This is a genomic window from Terrabacter sp. BE26 (assembly GCF_041941675.1).
In the GTDB taxonomy this organism is placed as follows: domain Bacteria; phylum Actinomycetota; class Actinomycetes; order Actinomycetales; family Dermatophilaceae; genus Terrabacter.
Genome location: NZ_CP090122.1, coordinates 3,252,597 through 3,266,188, shown reverse-complemented (window position 1 = coordinate 3,266,188; position 13,592 = coordinate 3,252,597). Strand labels below are relative to the sequence as shown.

The 13,592-nt window shown below is 70.9% G+C and carries 14 protein-coding genes; all 14 read right to left on the bottom strand.

Annotation, left to right across the window (positions count from 1 at the left end; all coding sequences use genetic code 11):
- Nucleotides 1–6: 6 nt before the first annotated feature.
- A complete protein-coding gene (locus LQK93_RS14970) occupies nt 7–1,992 on the bottom strand; it encodes a DUF2207 domain-containing protein (RefSeq protein WP_374968575.1) in 1,986 nt (661 codons plus the stop codon).
- Nucleotides 1,993–2,233: 241 nt separating this feature from the next.
- Complete coding sequence (gene smpB / locus LQK93_RS14965; RefSeq protein WP_374968574.1) at nt 2,234–2,707, bottom strand: SsrA-binding protein SmpB; 474 nt, start codon at nt 2,705–2,707, stop codon at nt 2,234–2,236.
- 165 nt (nt 2,708–2,872) lie between these two features.
- Entirely contained in the window at nt 2,873–4,396 is a 1,524-nt protein-coding gene (locus LQK93_RS14960; RefSeq protein WP_374968573.1) for a M23 family metallopeptidase, read from the bottom strand.
- A gap of 129 nt (nt 4,397–4,525) precedes the next feature.
- Nucleotides 4,526–5,431 (bottom strand): permease-like cell division protein FtsX, encoded by a 906-nt coding sequence (ftsX, locus tag LQK93_RS14955; RefSeq protein WP_374968572.1) that lies wholly within the window; start codon nt 5,429–5,431, stop codon nt 4,526–4,528.
- A 24-nt stretch (nt 5,432–5,455) separates the two neighbouring features.
- Nucleotides 5,456–6,355 (bottom strand): cell division ATP-binding protein FtsE, encoded by a 900-nt coding sequence (gene ftsE, locus LQK93_RS14950; RefSeq protein WP_374968571.1) that lies wholly within the window; start codon nt 6,353–6,355, stop codon nt 5,456–5,458.
- Nucleotides 6,356–6,565: 210 nt separating this feature from the next.
- On the bottom strand, nt 6,566–7,678 hold the full coding sequence (gene prfB / locus LQK93_RS14945) for a peptide chain release factor 2 (RefSeq protein ID WP_374968570.1): 1,113 nt from the start codon (nt 7,676–7,678) through the stop codon (nt 6,566–6,568).
- 92 nt (nt 7,679–7,770) lie between these two features.
- Nucleotides 7,771–8,241, bottom strand: coding sequence for a lamin tail domain-containing protein (locus LQK93_RS14940; RefSeq protein WP_374968569.1), 471 nt, complete (start codon nt 8,239–8,241; stop codon nt 7,771–7,773).
- 192 nt (nt 8,242–8,433) lie between these two features.
- The gene (locus tag LQK93_RS14935; protein WP_374968568.1) at nt 8,434–8,940 is read right to left on the bottom strand and encodes a pilus assembly protein TadG-related protein; all 507 of its coding nucleotides are present in this window, start codon (nt 8,938–8,940) and stop codon (nt 8,434–8,436) included.
- Nucleotides 8,941–8,947: 7 nt separating this feature from the next.
- Complete coding sequence (locus LQK93_RS14930) at nt 8,948–9,430, bottom strand: pilus assembly protein (RefSeq protein ID WP_374968567.1); 483 nt, start codon at nt 9,428–9,430, stop codon at nt 8,948–8,950.
- On the bottom strand, nt 9,427–9,885 hold the full coding sequence (locus LQK93_RS14925) for a TadE family protein (RefSeq protein WP_374968566.1): 459 nt from the start codon (nt 9,883–9,885) through the stop codon (nt 9,427–9,429). The genes LQK93_RS14930 and LQK93_RS14925 overlap by 4 nt, the downstream gene beginning before the upstream one ends.
- 125 nt (nt 9,886–10,010) lie before the next feature.
- Nucleotides 10,011–10,226, bottom strand: a complete 216-nt coding sequence (locus tag LQK93_RS14920) for a hypothetical protein (protein ID WP_374968565.1) — start codon at nt 10,224–10,226, stop codon at nt 10,011–10,013.
- A gap of 47 nt (nt 10,227–10,273) precedes the next feature.
- On the bottom strand, nt 10,274–11,242 hold the full coding sequence (locus tag LQK93_RS14915) for a type II secretion system F family protein (RefSeq protein ID WP_374968564.1): 969 nt from the start codon (nt 11,240–11,242) through the stop codon (nt 10,274–10,276).
- Nucleotides 11,243–11,247: 5 nt separating this feature from the next.
- Nucleotides 11,248–12,114: a type II secretion system F family protein gene (locus LQK93_RS14910; RefSeq protein ID WP_374971518.1), complete on the bottom strand. Its 867-nt coding sequence runs from the start codon at nt 12,112–12,114 to the stop codon at nt 11,248–11,250.
- Nucleotides 12,114–13,352, bottom strand: a complete 1,239-nt coding sequence (locus tag LQK93_RS14905; RefSeq protein WP_374968563.1) for a CpaF family protein — start codon at nt 13,350–13,352, stop codon at nt 12,114–12,116. The genes LQK93_RS14910 and LQK93_RS14905 overlap by 1 nt, the downstream gene beginning before the upstream one ends.
- Between the last annotated feature and the right edge of the window lie 240 nt (nt 13,353–13,592).

Here is a 13,592-nt window from a genome sequence, read left to right as displayed (position 1 = left end):
AGCGCGTCACCAGGAGCCGGACGACGACCCGCCGCCGCCACCGCCCGAGAACCCGCCGCCGCCGAAGCCGGACGAGCCCGACGAGCCGGGCGTCGAGGTGAACGTGCCCGTCGAGGTCGTCGAGAAGGACTCGACGCCGGACGCGATGCTGGTGAAGTCGGGGAAGGCGTTGCCGCTCCAGACGTACCAGGTGGGCATGAGCAGCGGCTGGTTCGCCGCCTCCGCCGCCCGCGCGACCTCGGCGAACGTGCGGGCCCAGCGGTCCGCGACACCGAAGACGACGGCATACGGCAGGTACCTGCTGAAGATGTTGGACGCCTCCTCGAAGGCGATCTGCCCGGCCTCCGCCGTCGTGAGGTACTCCTTGAAGCCGAGTGACTGGGCGAGCACCGCCGAACCCTCGGCCGTCTTGGCGGCCATGCGCCCGCCCAGGACCCACACGATGACGCCCGCGAGCAGGAGCCCGATGCCCAGGGCCACTCCCCCGCTGAACCCGCCGCCCAGGATGGCGCTGATCGCCGGGCGGCCGTAGAACAGGAGCAGGCCGCCGAGCACGGCGATCACGACGCCCAAGCCCTGCCACACGCCGCGCTGGGTCTGCGGCGAGGAGCGGAACCAGCCGCGGGTCACGACCTCCTGGTACATCTGGCGCTGGATGGACTTCAGCGTGGATGCGAAGGTGTTCTTCAGCTCCGAGAGCTGCACGACGTCGCCGCGGGTGCCGAAGATCCCGTCGAGCAGGCTGCGCTCGTAGGGCAGGAGCCGGTCTCCGGCCGGCGGCTCGAGACGGGTGAGCGTCCAGTCGGTGCGGCTGAACATGCCGCCGCCCTCGTTCTCCTCGATGCGCAGGAAGCCGCGGACCGCCAGGTCGATGACGGTGGCCGACACGTCGATGGGGTTGGCCGTCTCGTCGATGATCGTGCCGACCATCCCGGGCTGGACCCCCTTGGGCGGCTGGAACTGCACCGCGACCACCGGCGAGCCGCCACGCACGGTGGCGTGGGCGCCGGCCGCGCCGATCGCGCCGATCGCGCCCGTCGTGCCCGTCGTGCCCGTCGTGCCCGTCGTGCCCGGAGCGTTCGGGCCGGGAGTGTTCGGGCCGCCGGCGGGGCTGGGCACCGGCGAGAGGCCGGGGGTCAGGTCGGCGTAGCGCTCGTCGCGGCCGCGCGTCCACACCAGCATGCCCATCACCGCGAGGGCGAGCACCGGCGCACCGATGCCACCGATCCAGGCCGCGGCGTTGACCGCAGGAGCGGCCTCGGAACCGACCGAGGAGTCCGCGCCCCCGTTGCGCACGTCGGCGTGCACGTCACCGAACGCGGAGGCGGGATAGGAGGCGATGACGGTCATGGCGTCACCGGGGGCGAGGGGCCCGGCCGAGAAGCGGGACGGGTCGCCGGCCCTGCCCGAGCACTGGGTCGTCGAGCCCGAGGGTCCGGAGTAGCAGAGCACCTTGGTGGCCGCGGCCGGCGCGTTGACCGTCACGGACACGCGGTCACGCTCGGTCATCTCGTTGGGGCCGAAGACGTTGTAGTTCAGCTCGACGGTGTCGGCAGGCGCGGTCCCGGTCGCCGGCTTGCCGTCGGCGGTGATCGGGTTGAGCACGTTGTGGAGCGTGTAGGAGAGCTTGTAGACCTGCGTGCCGCTCGTGTACTCGTTCGCCGAACCGATGCGGATCTGCTTCGCGGCGCCGTAGTCGCTGACCTGGAAGGCGTCCGGCGCACCGCTGGGACTGCTCACGGCGACGTCGGTCAGGTCGAAGTAGCGGTAGCGGTGCTCCTCGTTGTTGTAGCCCATCCGCACGATGATGTTGCGGAAGATGCCGTGGCGCTGCTCACCGGCGGGAAAGCGCCAGGTGATCGTCTCGGTGACGTGCATGCTGCCGTCGGGCTGGACGTCGTAGACGGCGGCGAACGACTGCATCGCCTCCCCTCCGGCCGCCTGGGCGGCGCCGGCGGGGCCGACCAGCAACAGCACCAGGGCGAGGAGCAAGACGAGGACGCCACCGGCGCGGCGGCTGTGCAGCCGGCCGGCTGCGCTCGGCAGACCAGATCCGGTCGATCGGCCGGGTCGGCCGGGTCCGCTCTGTGAACTCGGTCGGCTGGATCCGCCACGTGCGGTCATCGGAGTCCCTCCACGTCATCGCTCCCTTGCATCCTGACACCGGACGCCGTAGCGGGGTGCGGGGTTCCGGCGGCGGGGCCTGTGCCTCTCGACACCGGGCCGGCCTCGCTCAGTGGCGGCGGTTGGCCGTAGCCATGGCGCGCTGGGCCTCGCGGGTGTCCTGGCGCTCGCGCAGGGCGTGACGCTTGTCGTACTCCTTCTTGCCGGTCGCGATCGCGATCTCGACCTTGGCCCGGCCGTCCTTGAAGTACAGCGCCAGCGGCACGATGGTCCGGCCGCTCTCGCGCGTCTTGTGCGCGATCTTCTCGAGCTCGGCGCGGTGCAGGAGCAGCTTGCGCTTGCGGCGCGGGGCGTGGTTGTTCCAGGTGCCGTTGAGGTACTCGGGGATGTGGACGTTCTCGAGGTAGAGCTCGTCGCCGGTGAACATGGCGAACCCGTCCACGAGGGAGGCGCGACCCATGCGCAGGGCCTTGACCTCGGTGCCCGACAGGACGATGCCCGCCTCGAAGGTGTCGCCGATGAGGTAGTCGTGTCGGGCCTTGCGGTTGCTCGCGATGAGCGACCGCCCCTTCTCCTTGGGCACCAGACCATCCTTCCGACTCGGCTCTGCGGCGCGCGCGGGGCGCGGGCCACTCCAGGTGCGACCGCGCGGCGCGGTCGGCCTCCCAACGCTACCCCGAAGCCGGCCGCTGCACGGAGTGGGTTTCTCCAGCGGGGCTGGGGATCCGGTTCAGGCTCAGCTTCAGGCTCAGAGCCACTTGCGCGGGTCGACCGGTGTGCCGTCCTCGTAGACGCCGAAGTGCAGGTGGCACCCCGTGGAGTAGCCGGTCGTGCCGGAGTAGCCGATGAGCTGGCCGCGGTTCACGTGCCCGCCGAAGTCGACGATGCTCGTGAGGTGGTTGTACGTCGTCACCAGGTCGACCCCGCGGTGCATCCCGTGGTCGATGACGACCTGGTTGCCCCAGCCGCTGGCGCGCCAGCCCGCGCGGATGATGTCACCCGGCGCGGCGGCATACACGGGCGTCCCGCACGCGATGCCCCAGTCGAGGCCGTCGTGCAGCATCCACTTCTTGAGCACCGGGTGCCAGCGCATGCCGAAGCCGGAGGTCGTGGGGCCGTTGGCGGGGTAGGTGAGGAAGTTCGACGGGGTCGAGTCCACGGGCACCACCACGGGGGGCGGGGGCTTCGGGACGTAGTGGCGACCCTTCTTGGCAGCCGCTGCCGCCTTGGCCCGCTCGGCGCGGATCTGCGCCTGGCGCTGGCGCTCGAGCTTGGCCCTGAGGGCCGCGACACGCTTCTGCTCGGCGATGCGTGCCTGACGTGCCCGCTCGACCAGGATGCCCTGCAGTCGTGCGGACTCGGCGCGCGCTGCGGCCAGGTCGGCGGCCTCGCTCTTCTTCTGCACGGCCAGGTCGGCCGCGGCGGCCGACTGCCTGGCCTTCAGCTGGTCGAGCTCGGTCTTGGCCGCGGCGGCGTTCTGCGCAGCGGTGACCGCGTTGTTCTTCGCGACGATCGCCTGGTTCTTGGCCTGGGTCGCGGCGGCGGCGGCGGACTCGGCACCCTGCAGGGCGATCTCGGCCTGGCGCTTGAGCGCGGCGATCTCGCCGCGCACCGACGTGAGGTACGAGCGGGTCGAGGTGTTGTCGACCGTCATCGCGGCGAGCTTGTCGATGGTGTCGCTCGCGACAGCACTGGCCGTGTCGGCCATGACGAGGCGGTTGGCGAAGTCCTCCGGCGAGGTCGAGCCGAAGACCATGCCCAGCTGGGACTCCTGGCCCGAGCCCTGGAACACCTCGGCGGCATACGAGTCGAGGGCGTCCTGGCTGCTGACGAGGTCGGTCGAGCTCTTGGCGAGCTGCTCCCTGGCACGCTGCTCGTTCGCCTGTGCGACCGCGAGCTTCTGGGCGACGTCCTCGTTGTGCGCGCGGGCCTTGGCCTCGGCGGCGATGGCGCGGGCCTCGGTCGCCTCGGCGGCCACCTGCGCGGCCTGCGCGCGGCTCTGGGCAACCTGGGCCGCAGCGACGCGCTGCTGGGCGAGCGGCAGGGCGGCCCTGGTGCGCTCGAGGTTGACGTAGGCGCGGGCCAGCGAGGCGTTCGTGCCCTCGAGCTGCTGCCCCAGCGCGGCGATCCTGCGGTCGTTGCGCTTCTTCTGGTCCGAGACCGAGTCGGCGTGGGCGGAGAGGGCGGCGGAACCGAGCGAGACGGTGCATGCGACGGCCAACCCGGCGGCCGTCAACCGGGTCGCGGTACCGCTACCGCTGAAGCGCCTCATGTGCCACATAGGCTCCATTGGTACCACAGGCCACACAGGTGTGGGAGGTTTCGTGCCGTTTGGCCCCGGACAGCATGCAGCCATCGGCCCCACCTCGAGCCTGGAATGGCCAGATCTGTGTGCGTCGCCTCAGACGCGGAGGTAGCGGCGCAGCGTTACCCACGAGGTCAGGCTCGACAGGACGACGACGCCGAGGATGACGAACGGCGCCACGTAGTAGACGTCGGAGACCCCGATGAACGCGGTGTCGGTCAGGGTCTGGCTGAGGAAGCCGACGACGCCGTAGCGGACCGTCGCCCAGAGCATCCCCATCGCCAGTGCCGCCCCGAGCACGCTCGACAGCACGGTCTCCATGACGAACGGGAAGCGGATCGTGAAGTTCGAGGCGCCGACCAGGCGCATGATCCCGGTTTCCCGCCGGCGGCTGAAGGCCGTCTGGCGGATCGTCGTGGAGATGAGCATGACGGCGGCGAAGACCATGAGCGACGAGAGCGCGATGGCCGCCCACGAGACGGTGTTCATGAAGGTGAAGAACTTCTCGAGGAGCTTCTTCTGGTCCTGGACGTCGGCGACCCCGGGCATGCCCTTGATCGAGCTCGCGACCACGTCGAACTTGCTGGGGTCGCCCAGGTTGACCCGGTAGGAGTCGGCGAAGTACGACTCTCCCGCCCGCGCGAGGGGTGAGTTCTTGTACGTCTGCTTGAAGCGGTCGTACGCCTCGTCGCGCGACTCGTAGAAGACGTCCTTGACGGTCGGCCGGAGGGCGTCGAGCTCGGCCTTGATCGCCGCGCGCTGCGCGTCGGTGGTCGGTTCGCCGGCGCAGTTGGTGAAGCGGGTCTTCTCGGCGCAGAGCAGCACCGTGACCTGGACGCGGTCGTACCAGTAGTCCTTCATGGTGTCGACCTGCCGCTGGCCCATCAGGCCCAGGCCGAGCAGGTACATCGAGATCATCGTGACGATGACCACCGAGACGGCCATCGAGAGGTTGCGGCGCAGGCCGTTGCCGATCTCGCCGAGCAGGAACTGGATTCGCATGTCGTGTCTCGCTCCGTCTCGCGCTCAGCGGCTGCTCGTCTGGACGGCCTTGGACCGGCGGAAGAGCCCGCCCCTGCCGCGGGGCTCGTCGGCGTCGCGGCCGATCGGCTGCAGCGAGTCGTCCTCGTCGCCGTCGCCGTATGCCGCCGGGTCGGCGTCGTCGTAGCCGTCGGACACCTCGGGCTCGTCCGCCCGCCGTGGGGCGCCGGACTCCTCGTCGAGGCGGATCCGCGGGAGCGACCCGGTCGTGTAGTCGCCGGCCTCCATGTCGCTGACGAGCAGGCCGCGGTCGAGGCGGATGACGCGCTTGCGCATCGCGTTGACGGTCACCGTGTCGTGCGTCGCCATGACCACGGTGGTGCCCGTGCGGTTGATGCGGTCGAGGAGCTGCACGATGCCGAGGCTCGTGTCCGGGTCGAGGTTGCCGGTGGGCTCGTCGGCCAGCAGGATCGGCGGGCGGTTGACGAAGGCGCGCGCGATCGCCACGCGCTGCTGCTCGCCACCGGAGAGCTGGTGCGGCAGTCGCTTCTCCATGCCGGCGAGGCCGACGAGCTCCAGGGTCTCCGGCACGGTCTGGCGGATCCGGGCGCGGCTGCTGCCGAGCACCTGCAGGGCGTAGGCGACGTTCTGGAAGACCGTCTTGTTGGGCAGCAGGCGGAAGTCCTGGAAGACGCAGCCGATCTCGCGGCGCAGGGCCGGGACCTTGCGCTCGGGCAGGCGGTCGAGCTCACGACCGGCGACCAGGACCCGGCCGCTCGTCACGTCCTGCTCCTTCATGACCAGCTGCATCATCGTCGACTTGCCGGAGCCGGACGTCCCGACGACGAAGGCGAACTCACCGCGCGGGATCTCGAGGCTCACGTCCTCGAGCGCCGGACGAGTCGTCCGAGGGTAGGTCTTCGTGACGTTCTCGAAGAGGATCATGCGTCGGGCCTCGACTCGTGCTGGGAACTGCGGCTTGGACTGCAGGCGGCAACGGCTGCCGGACTGCGGTGCGCGGACCCGTGCTGGGACCGCGGGGGCGCTGGGTGGGCACGTGACGGCATACGCAGGCCGCGTCCACGCAAGCGCTACGAGGCTACGTGCACGGGGACGGATCCCCCGGAAAGCAGGCGAACCCGGCGTGGCGGCCGGTCAGTCCTGCAAGCGGTTCTGGGCGATCTGCCAGCGGATGCCGGCCTCGATGAAGCCGTCGATGTCGCCGTCGAAGACCGCGCTCGGGTTGCCGGTCTCGAAGTCGGTGCGCAGGTCCTTGACCATCTGGTACGGGTTGAGCACGTAGGAGCGCATCTGGTCGCCCCAGCTGGCCTTGACGTCGCCGGCCATCTCCTTCTTGACCGCGGCCTCCTCGGCCTTGCGCTGCAGCAGCAGGCGCGACTGGAGCACGCGCAACGCGGCGGCACGGTTCTGGATCTGGCTCTTCTCGTTCTGCATGGACACGACGATGCCGGTGGGGATGTGCGTCATGCGCACGGCCGAGTCGGTGGTGTTGACGCTCTGTCCGCCCGGGCCGCTCGAGCGGAAGACGTCGATCTTCAGCTCGTTCTCGGGGATGTCGATGGAGTCGTCGGACTCGATGAGCGGGATGACCTCGACGGCCGCGAAGCTCGTCTGGCGACGGCCCTGGTTGTCGAACGGGCTGATCCGCACGAGGCGGTGGGTGCCGCCCTCGACGGAGAGGTGGCCGTACGCGTACGGCACGTTGACCTCGAACGTGGCCGACTTCAGGCCCGCCTCCTCGGCGTAGGAGGTGTCCATGACCTTCGTCGGGTAGCCGTGCCGCTCGGCCCAGCGCAGGTACATCCGCATCAGCATCTCGGCGAAGTCGGCGGCGTCGACGCCGCCGGCGCCCGAGCGGATCGTGACGACGGCCTCGCGCTCGTCGTACTCGCCGGAGAGCAGCGTGCGGACCTCGAGCTCGCCGACGTCCTTCTTGAGCTTGGCGAGGTCGCGCTCGGCCTCCTCGAGGGTGGCGGCGTCGTGCTCCTCCTGGCCCATCTCGACGAGGGTCTCGAGGTCCTCGATGCGAGCGTCCATGCCGAGGACGCGGTCGCGCTCGGAGTTCGCGCGGCTCAGCGCGCTGGTCACCTGCTGCGCGGCGTCGGGGTCGTCCCACAGGTCGGGGGCGGAGGCCTGCTCCTCGAGCTCCTTGATGGTGCGGGCGAGCTCGTCGAGGTCGGTGACCTGGCGCACGGAGTCCATCGTCGCGCGCAGGTCCTTGATCTCTTGCGTGAAGTCAACAGCCACGATCGAACAGCCTACGGCAGCGGGCCACCGCGGCGTGCACGCCGACAGGCCGGGGCCCGAGGAGGATCGGGCCTCCTCGGGTCCGGCGACGGTCAGCAGTAGGTCGCCGTGCCGCCGCCCTTCCAGCTGCACGTGTCCACGGTCGTACCGGAGGCGCTCCGGAGGTACGCCGTGTCGCCGGTGTTGTTCCAGACGTACCAGGCCCGGTTGTAGTAGCGGTTGGTGGCGGTGGCGGTGCCGCGGCCAGTGTGCACGGTGACCGTGGCCCCGGCCTTGAGGGTGAAGGACGGGAAGCGGAAGGTGTAGCCGGTCCTGTCGCGCAGCGTCCAGCCGGTCAGCACCCGGTTGCTCCGCGTCGTGTTCTTGATGACGACGTACTCGGCGTTGAGGCTCGTGTTGCCACCCCGGTCGACGCCGGGTGAGTCGTACTGGACCTTGTAGATCATGACCGCGGGCAGCGCCGAGGCGGAGCCGGCCGTCGCGACGGGCGCGACCACAGCGAGCCCGAGTCCCGCAGTTGCGACGAAGGCCTGGGTGATGGCCTTGGTGGCGAAGGTGCGCATGTTCTTCCTGTCTGTCGTCGCGACCGCCCAGGCGCGACACGTCCGAATGGCGCCGCCCGGCGGGTGGCGCCACCTCCCCTGAGACGACCACGCCACCGCGCTTGGACGTGCTGTGGTGGCGTGGGCGCCGAGGACGGACGCTAGCGGCCGAGCGCGGGCAGGGCGACCGTTTTGGGAAATTTGCCCTTGCGCTCAGTCCAGCGGCGCGCGCGCCCGCGAGGTCACGGTGATGGTGACGCTGCCGCCGAGTGACTCGAGCACCCAACCGCTCATCGGCAGGGTCGCCGTGCCCTGAAGCGTCACCACTGCGGTGGCGCCGTCGGCGCCGGTCTCGGGAACCACCGACCACCCCGTGATGCCGGGAGGCATCGGCGTGCGGGCCAGGTGCGCCGACGCAGCGCTCGCCACCGACTCGTCGGTGAGGGCCAGCTTCTCGATGACGCCGTTCTCGTAGGCGGCGCGCTCGTCGAGGGAGTCGGCGGCATCGAGGGCCGCCGAGTCCGCCGTGTCGAGCAGTCGCATGCGGGCCAACTGGGCCGCCGTCACGTCGATCGTGCCGAGCACGAGCAGCGTCGCGAGCACGAACAGCCCGAGCGCGAGGACGCCGATCTGTCCCTCGTCGCGGGCCCGCTGGTCGGCCAGTCGCGCACGAGCTCGACGGCATCGCGTGCCGAGGCTGCCGGCATACGAGGTGTTCACGGGGCGCTCACCGTGCCACGAACCGGTCGACGGACGCGACGTGCGTCGAGGAGATGGTCACGGACGCGGGAAGGTGCGCGGCGATGAAGTCGGGCACGAGCGGAAGTGGGACGGCGATGGTTGCGGTGGCTGTCACGGCGCCCTCGGGGCGCAGGCACGGTGAGCCCTCGCACGAGACGGTGACACCGGCACCTCGGTCGAAGGCGAAGTCGCCGAAGGCCAGCGACGCCGCGGCCCCGGCGCGGGCATACCCCTCGTCGTCCGACCGGGCCGTCACGAAGGCTCGTCCCGCCTCGCGTCCGGCGAGCGAGGCCGAGAAGGACGCTGCCTGCAGCCGAGCCGCGGTCAGGACGAGGTAGGTGAGCGGGATCAGGAGCAGGATCGCGAGGAAGATGAACTCGAGGATGGCTCGCCCCTGGTCCGCGGCGGCGGGCCGGCGGGCGGGGACACGACGGGCGACGAGCGCGAGTACCCGTGGCGCGAGGCTCACTCGGCACCTCCTGCCACGACCTGCTCCTCGCTGAAGGCCCTCCCGGACACGGTGAGCCGACCGGTCGGACCGATCGGACCGACCAGGGGCAAGGGGGCCGAGACCCGCACCTCGACCACCCGGATACCGGATGCCGTGAGAGACTGGGCGGCCGTGACGTCCTCGGCGAAGGAGGCGCTCAGCGCCGACGTCACGAGCGCTCGCGTGCGGGCGACTCCGTCGCCGGGCCTGGCGTCGGCGCGAGCGCCGTAGCGAGCGCCCTCCGAGGCGGCGGAGATCAGGGTGTTGCGCACGTAGAGGGCGAGCCCGAGCTGGAAGACCCCCATGGCCACGACGAGCAGCAGCGCCGCGACCATCACGAACTCCGCGACGGCAGAGCCCTTCTCTGCGGTGCGGGCGGGCGCCCGAAGCTCGGAGGCGGGCGCGGGCGCGAGGCGCCTCGTGCTCGGGCGCACGACGCCTTCGCCCCCTCGCAGGCCCCGGCACCCTCGCAAAGCCCGGCGTCGCCCGCCGTGCCGCCGGGCCACCTGGGAGAGCAGCGGCTCGGGTCGCAGCATCCCCAGGCCGAGACCCGGGAGCCTCACGGGCCCTTGACGTCCGAGATGGCGTCGCTGAAGAGCTGCCCGAGCTGCGGGCCGGCGAGCGCCCACAGTGCGGTGACGAGCCCGGCGGTCATGATGGTGATGAGGACCCACCCGGGCACGTCCCCACGGTCACGCGGGCCGCCGATACGTTGCGCGGCGGCGTCGGCGAGCGCTGCACAGGCCCGTGTCTGGGCGGTGATGATGCGGTTCATGTCTGTCTCCCTGTCTTGGTCGTGCACTGGTCCTGAAACCCCTGGGGTCAGAGCTTGAGATGGAGGAAGCTGAGGCCCGGGAAGAGGGCGAAGAGAACGGTCACCGGCAGCGTCAGGAAGACGATCGGAACCATCATGTAGATCTCCTTCTTGCCGCCCTCCTCCATGAGGGCGCGGCGACCGTCCTCGCGGACGTCCTGGGCCTGGGCGCGCAGGACCTCGGCGAGCGGCGTGCCTCGCTCGACCGCGACGACGATCCCGTCGACGAAGCGGGTGAGGCTCATCAAGCCCGTGCGATCGGCCAGACCCTGCAGCGCCGTGGGCAGGTTCGCGCCGGCCCGGGCGTCGGCGAGGCACCGGCGCAGCTCGTCTGACAGCTCTCCCTGCGAGAGCCGGCAGACCCGCTCGAGCGCTCCCACGGCTCCCTCCCCTGCGCTGACAGCCAGCGCGAGCAGCTCTGCCACCGTGGGGAACTCGGTCAGCATCCGGGCCTCTCGCCGTGTGGCGGCTCGACTGAGGGCGTAGTCGCGTGCAGCGATCCCGCCGAGGACGCCGACCATCACCATGACGACCAGGACGGGCAGGGGGAAGCGCCGCTGTGCCGCGGCCACGAGCGCAGTGAAGGCCAGTCCCGCCAGCCCGCCGAGAGCGCCGGACATCACCTGCTCCGCGCGGAAGGCCTCGATGTCGGCCGGGCGTCCCGCCCTGAGCTGCCGACGGGCCACCGAGGGGCCGCCACCGAAGACGGTGCCGACGGTCACGCCGATGCGGGCGATGTACGGTGCCAAGAGCTCACCGAAGCCGAACGGGCCCCTCGGTGGCGCGGGGCGGGCTAGGAGCGTCGAGGGCCTCGGGGTGTCCCTGAGGTACGGCTCGAGACGGTCGTCCAGCGTCGGACGGCGGTTGACGGGGAGCCCTGCCACGACGAGCGCCAGGCCTGCGAGCAGGAGGATGCCCGCACTGGCTCCCGCCCACGACCAGCCGTTGCGCCCGACCCCGGCCAGGACGCTGCCCACGGCGTTCACCGCAGCACCCGCTCTTCCTCCGGCAGGCGCCCGATCCACACCATGGCGCGGTAGGCGACGGCGCACAGCGCCGCACCGACGGCGAGGACCACCCAGCCAGTGGGCGAGGAGTAGGCCTCGAGCGAGCTGCCGTTGAGTGCCAGGAGCCCGAGGATGACCCACGGGGCACCCGCGGCCAGCCGAGCCGCGCTGACCGTCCAGCTCTGCCGGGTCTCCAGCTCCGAGCGGGTGCGGGCGTCCTCGCGCAGGAACGAGGACAGAGTGCGAAGGAGCTTGCCCAGATCGCTGCCGCCGACCTCCCGGGCGATGCGCAGCGACTCGACGATGCGGTCGCCGACCGGGTCGCTGAGCCGCTCCTTCAGGCGGTCGAGGCAGTCGTGGAACCGACCCGTGGTGCGGTAGTCCTCCCTGAAGGCCTCGAACGCGGGCCGAAGCTCGAGGGGGCCGCGCACGGCCAGCTGTGCGAGCGCCTCTGGCAGGGCAAGCCCCGCGCGCACGCCGGAGGTGATGTTGTCCACGACGTCGGGCCACAGGTCACGCAGCTTGTTGCGGCGCTTCCGGGCCCGCATCCGCACCAGCGACAGCGGCACAGCTCCGGCCATCAGCGCGAAGCACACGGCGATCGGCAGGACGCGGGTCAGAGCGAGCACCAGGACGAGCGCCACGACGAAGAGCACGACCGAGCCGAGGATGACGTTGGCGGGCGTGAGCGAGGAGTACCCGGCCTGGGTCAGGTGGTCGCGAAGGTTGAGCATGAACCCGGCACGGGGCGTCCGCTCCCGTGCCGGCTGCTGCGGCCAGAACGACCAGTAGACGAAGAAGACCCCCACACCGAGGAGCAGTCCGACCACGAGCGGGGAGATCACGAGTCCCCCTGCGCGAGAAGGGCGGCCACGTCGTAGCCGGCGCGCTCGAACGCCTCTCGGTGCGGGGGGAAGCCGTCGGCCCGTCGAAGCGCGCCCCCACGGGTCACGAAGAGGTCGGCCACCTCGACGACGTCGCCCTCGGCGCGTCCTGGGACGGCGACGATCTCGCGGACGCGCCGGGAACCGTCCCGCTCCAACGCCACGTGCACGACGATGTCGACCGCCGCGGCGACCGTGGGGACGACGAAGCGACTCGACACGTTCTCGCCCGCCAGCAGCGGAAGTGTGCACATCTTCGTCACGGCTTCCCTGGCACTGTTGGCGTGCACCGTGCACATGCCCGGCACGCCGCTGTTGAGGGCGATGAGCAGGTCGAGGCTCTCCTCCTGCCGCACCTCACCGACGATGATCCGCGACGGTCGCATCCGCAGGGCCTCCTTCACGAGGCGGCGCAGCGGCACCTCACCCGTGCCCTCGAGGCTAGGCTGCCGGCACTGCATTGCGGCGACGTCGCGTTGCGGGATCTTCAGCTCGAAGACCTCCTCGCAGGTGACGATCCGCTCGCGCGGCGGGATCGCGGCAGCGAGGCAGTTGAGGAGGGTCGTCTTGCCGGCCTGGGTGCCCCCGGCCACCAGGACGTTGAGACCACTGGCCACGGCGGCCTCGAGGAACGTCGCCGCCCGGCGCGGCATGGTGCCCAACCGCACCAGATCGTCCAGGTGGTCGGCCTTGACGACGAACTTGCGGATGTTGACCTGCCAGTGCGCCCGGCTGATGTCCGGGATCACGACGTGGAGCCGGGAACCGTCGGCGAGGGTTGCGTCGACGAACGGGCTGCTGAGGTCGACGCGGCGTCCACTCGTGCGGAGCATCCGTTCGACGAGGTCACGCACGTCGTCGGCGGAGAGGATCGTCGGCGTCAGCTCGGCGACGCCACCGCGTGCCACGAAGATTTTGGACGGCTCGTTGATCCAGATCTCCTCGACGGCGGGGTCGTCGAAGTACTGCTGGAGAGGCCCGTAGCCGGCCACGACCGCGAGGATCGAGTGGACGGCCAGCCGCTGGTCGCCGAGTGAGGGAAGCCCCCCGTGCAGCGAGCGCTGGTCGTAGTCCTGCACAGCGTCCTGGACCAGCCTCCGGACGGCCTTCGTGTCGCTGGACGGGTCGAGCCCGGACCGCCGGATGAGCTCACGCACCTCGCCCTCGACATGGCGCACCGCTTCCTGCGTCGACATACGTTTCCCCTGAACCCTGTGAGCTGCTTGTGGGACATCCTGCCCGGATCGTCTGGTTCTGGCGCGTCCAAGCTAGGACGGAACCGAAGCCGCCCGTGGCCGTCATCCACAGCCTCCTGCCACGGCCCTCCGAGTCGCCGGGCAGCGTGATCGGGTCTCCCGAGGTGGGCGGCGCGCACGGTAGCGGCGCAGGTGGCAGGGCGGTGGCGGCCGTCCACAGCTGTGTACGTGCCCGACCAC

Bases quoted from the DNA above. Each gene is read 5' to 3' on its own strand.
- LQK93_RS14960 (WP_374968573.1), bottom strand. From the start codon at position 4,396: ATGAGGCGCTTCAGCGGTAGCGGTACCGCGACCCGGTTGACGGCCGCC.
- ftsX (WP_374968572.1), bottom strand. From the start codon at position 5,431: ATGCGAATCCAGTTCCTGCTCGGCGAGATCGGCAACGGCCTGCGCCGC.
- ftsE (WP_374968571.1), bottom strand. From the start codon at position 6,355: ATGATCCTCTTCGAGAACGTCACGAAGACCTACCCTCGGACGACTCGT.
- LQK93_RS14940 (WP_374968569.1), bottom strand. From the start codon at position 8,241: ATGCGCACCTTCGCCACCAAGGCCATCACCCAGGCCTTCGTCGCAACT.
- LQK93_RS14920 (WP_374968565.1), bottom strand. From the start codon at position 10,226: ATGAACCGCATCATCACCGCCCAGACACGGGCCTGTGCAGCGCTCGCC.
- LQK93_RS14905 (WP_374968563.1), bottom strand. From the start codon at position 13,352: ATGTCGACGCAGGAAGCGGTGCGCCATGTCGAGGGCGAGGTGCGTGAG.